Here is a 3,690-nt window from a genome sequence, read left to right as displayed (position 1 = left end):
GAGGCCGTCCTCTGGCTCAACCAGCACCGCCGGAGCGGCGATCTCGGCGAACTGAGGCTTCAATCCTTTCACTTCTGCTTCAGGGGCAATCCTGGGACCGGCAAGACCACTGTCGCGAGGTTGATAGGCGGTATTTTCCACCGGTACGGTCTACTCCGGGTGGGTGACGTAGTCGAGGTGGACAGGGCCAGGCTCCTCGGCTCGACACCGGGTGAGACAGAGATCAAGACCGGCAGGGCCATCAGGAGTGCCTTGGACGGCGTGCTCTTCGTGGACGAAGCCTACAGCCTCCTGGGGTCCGGGGAGAGCTCCGATCCCGGGATGAGAGCCCTGGAAGTCATCACCAAGAGCATGGAGGATTACCGCGATGTCTTGATAGTGATCTTCGCCGGTTACCCCTCGGAGATGGATGCCCTGTTCGAGAACGCCCCGGGCCTCAGGGGCAGGGTACCCTTTCACCTGGATTTTCCCGACTATTCTCCGAGTGAACTGCTTGATATCATGCTTTTAATGGCTGCCGCGGAGGATCTCGAACTTTCCGACGAAGCCGCCGGGAAGTTCCTGCGAATAATGAATGAAAGGGTGACCCACCGCGATTTCAGCAACGCCAGGGAGGTCAGGAACCTCCTGGACCAGGCCAAGGGCGAGCTTTCCAGGAGACTTCAGACCCGGAGAAAGGTATCCCGATGGGACATGAAGGTCATCACTGCGCTCGACCTCGGGCCGCCCGATACGGAGCTGCTTTCTTCCCTCGAGGCTGCTCGCAAGGAGATGTACCGAGCCCCCCTTGACCCCGGGTTGAGATCCTCCTTCGCTTCTATCTGCGCCAGGGCGGGGATGTGGTCCGATGTGGTATCGGCCCTGGAAGTTGTGGAAAAGGACCTTTCGCCGGAATATAGAGCCCTCCTGGGAAGAGCGTTGTATACAATCGGCGACAGGGAAAGGTCCTGGGAGGTCTTCTCGACGATGAGTGAACCCTCGGCGGGTTCCTATTATCGGGGGCTCTCCGCCCTCTGGGCCGGAGATCTCCCGGTGGCTTCCTCGATGCTTGGCCTGGCTTCATCGACCGATCCAGCTTCACCTGACATCCTCTTGGCGCTTTCAGCCGCGAAGTTTTTAGCCGGTGATTTTCGGGGGGCGACAGATTCATTCATGGCGGGTGTGTCCTCAACCGGTGGGAAGCTGCCTCCTGCTATCCTGAGAGATCTTCCCTGGGATCAATCACGATGGGCGAGTAGCGCCCCCGCCCTTAAGGATGCGCTATTTTTCGCCTATGGAAATCCAGATAAGTCAAAACTGCTCTTCACTGAGGCCCTGATCGCCACGGGGAATAAGGAAGCGCTGGACTCCGCCGGGGAGATAGTGATGGGTTCCATCGTCCGTATTCCCGATGAGCCTGTAGCCCACCGGCTCATGTCGGTGATCCACGAAGCCTCGGAAAGAATCCGGGAAGCGGCCGCCTCACTGGATATAGCCCTTGAACTTGAACCCAGGAATACCGGGGATTGGCGAAGGCTCGCTCAACTGCTTGAACAGGTGGGTGAGAAGGAAAGGGCCGAGGAAATCTTCCGGGATATCCTTGAGGAGGACCCCACGGGAGAGGCCGGTATCAGGCTGGCCATGGCAGCCGATGACAAGGGCGACCTGGCAGGGGCCGAGTTACTTTACCGTAAAGCCTGGGAAACGGGCCTGGGCGGAGAGGAGCGGTCACTTTGCGCCAGGAGGCTGGCTTCCCTTTCAGCCGCTTCGGGCCGTTTCAATGAAGCCCTGGATTTTTTCGCCGAAGCCGGCAGCCTAGCGGGCGATTCGCGGGCTTCCTTCTGGCTGGCCCGGTCCCTGATCGAAGATGAGCGATGGCAGGAGGCGGAAAGTTATCTCTTGACGCCCTCCGAGGATCCCGAAATGGAAAGCCCCAGGATTTTCTGGCTAGGCCGTCTCCTCATGGCGAGGAAAGATCTGTTCGGCGCAAGAAGTCTTCTGTGGAAAGATCTTTTAAATCCCTACATCCGTCTTATAAAGGGAGTTGTGGAGGCTTTGTCGGGTGACCACCGGGCGACGGATACTCTCTCGGACCTCCCGGCCCAGGGCATGGGGAGCGATGCGAAAGCCATGCTTTGTTCGGCCCGGGCGGCCATGAAGGACTGGGAGGGGGTCAAAAGATTGGGCAGGATGGCCGTGGATTGTGGAAAGGGACCCTTCATGTGGGAAAGGCAAACCAGGAGACCCCTCGAGGAGGCCGGTTACCTGGCGGCGATCTCGGAAGCCCACCTGGGGGACTGGTCGGCGGCAAGGGATGGTTTCAGGAAGAGCGTGTCCGCCCTGAGGCATCCCGGTCCTGTCTTCTCCCTGGGCGTATCCCTGGTGGCCCTGGGGAAGATCGACGAGGCCAGAGTCATCCAGGCGCAGTTGAAGCCTGCTTCCGCTATTCTATCCGGGAAACTGGAGGAACTCATCGCACAGAACAGCGGGATCAGGAAAATGCTGGCCGACCCCGTCGACCCTGCCTTGCTGGACCTTCACGCCGCTTTGTGATGTGATCCGGTTTATCATTTACATTTTTAGACTCAAGGAGGAGGCTGCGAAACATGAAAAAGGTGGACAGAGAGGAAGCAATGGCTCTTTTGCGGAAGCATAACAGCCAGATTGGTCACATTCGTCATGCTCTTGCCGTGGAGGCCGCCATGAGGTTTTTTGCCCGGGCGAACGGAGGAGATGAGGAGGAATGGGGCCTCGCCGGGCTAGTTCATGATATCGACTGGGAGACCACCATCGACGAACCATCCAGGCACACTCACCTGGGGGCCTCCTGGCTGAGAGAAGCGGGGTACCCCGATAATATCGTGAGGGCCGTACTGGCCCATGGTTGGGGTATCTGTTCCGATGTGGAGCCTCTCTCTCTAATGGAAAAATACCTGTATGCCGTCGATGAACTGACCGGCTTCGTCACCGCGGTGGCGCTAGTCAGGCCGGGGAAATCTCTCCAGGATTTGACCGTCAAGTCCGTCAAGAAAAAGTGGAAGGACAGGGCTTTCGCCAGGGGTGTCAACAGGGAAGTTATCGAAAAAGGTACGGCCCTGCTGGGAAAACCCCTGGAGGGACTTGTGGAGGGCGTGATAGAAGCCCTCAGGCCTATAGAGAAGGAAATCGGCCTTGGGGAAGAGGATTAGTCCGCTAACGTCGAATCCAGGAGCCGCCATCGGGGCTTCCCGCCATCCCCTTCTTCAAAACGCAGGAGCATGAAGCCCCCGATATGCCCGTCCTCCGCCCAGGCGATGCACCACTTGGGCCCGGCGAACCATACGAGGGAAGGGTCGTAGATCTTCATGGCGCCGCCGTGGATCCCCTCCCAGGGGATAAGATCTTCTCTCACCAGGAGGTCCTCAACCAGCCAGTATCTCGGATCGGGCCTTCCCTCTTTTTTCAGCCTCACCCAGTCCGGCTGGGGGGCGCCTAAGGGCGAGCCCTCGACAGGTCCTTCATCCTTTATCCTTTGGATCTCATCGGTGACTTCTCGAAGCGCTTCCCGTAAAACCCTGTTCTGGTTGTTTACGTCTCGGTATCGCAGAAAGATGATCCCCGATACCACCGACAGGGACATCATCAGCTACGCGAGAAGGACGGAACTCTTTCCTTTCATCGTTTTGCCCTCCCAGTCACACTTTTCGGGATTCGTGCTATCGTCTCATGTAG

The 3,690-nt window shown here is 58.5% G+C and carries 3 protein-coding genes; 2 read left to right on the top strand and 1 reads right to left on the bottom strand.

From position 1 onward, the window contains the following. The coding region (locus GX108_01070) for an AAA family ATPase (GenBank protein NLO55641.1) at positions 1-2,532 on the top strand (2,532 nt) is incomplete at its 5' end. A gap of 53 nt (positions 2,533-2,585) precedes the next feature. Continuing rightward, entirely contained in the window at positions 2,586-3,167 is a 582-nt protein-coding gene (locus GX108_01065) for an HDIG domain-containing protein (GenBank protein NLO55640.1), read from the top strand. Here GX108_01065 and GX108_01060 read toward each other — a convergent pair. Then, positions 3,164-3,598: a hypothetical protein gene (locus GX108_01060; protein ID NLO55639.1), complete on the bottom strand. Its 435-nt coding sequence runs from the start codon at positions 3,596-3,598 to the stop codon at positions 3,164-3,166. The two genes, GX108_01065 and GX108_01060, sit on opposite strands and share 4 nt — an antisense overlap. Positions 3,599-3,690 lie beyond the last annotated feature (92 nt).

The organism is Thermovirga sp., assembly GCA_012523215.1.
GTDB lineage: Bacteria > Synergistota > Synergistia > Synergistales > Thermovirgaceae > 58-81.
This window is presented reverse-complemented; position numbering and strand designations above follow the sequence as displayed.